Below are 407 nucleotides of genomic sequence, written 5' to 3'. Positions count from 1 at the left end.
TTGTATGGAATATAGGGGTTTGATTCGGCCGTGCTTTTTAGCATCATCTTTCCACCTTCAGCAGACGACAACATTTAACTCCACAGGCGAGAAGTCCCCTTGCGCAAGCTGGGGGATGAGAGCCGTCTACGAGCTCCCGCAACCTTTATGGTTCCTCACACCTGATAGCAACTATGGACTACCGATTAGATAAGGGCGCCCATTCGGTCTATGCTTTGCACTACCATTTGGTGCAGTGTGTCAAGTACCGGAGAGGAGTCTTTGTCGATGATCGGTATGTGGATCTCCTGAAGACCAAGATCCACAGCATCTCTGAAACCTTCGGGGTTGAAGTCACCAACATCGAGTGCAGCCCGGATCACTTCCACATGCTGTTCAAGGCGGGGCCGACGCTGAATCTCCCGAAG

General features: G+C 51.6%; 1 protein-coding gene. It reads left to right on the top strand.

The features are described 5' to 3' along the window. Nucleotides 1-173: 173 nt before the first annotated feature. A partial coding sequence (gene tnpA, locus RJ53_RS11525) for an IS200/IS605 family transposase (RefSeq protein WP_211530737.1) occupies nt 174-407 on the top strand: 234 nt, incomplete at its 3' end.

This window comes from Methanocalculus chunghsingensis (assembly GCF_018132105.1).
Taxonomy (GTDB): Archaea; Halobacteriota; Methanomicrobia; order Methanomicrobiales; family Methanocorpusculaceae; genus Methanocalculus; species Methanocalculus chunghsingensis.
The sequence above is the reverse complement of the archived record's forward strand: the minus strand, read 5'-3'. Positions and strand labels throughout refer to the sequence as shown.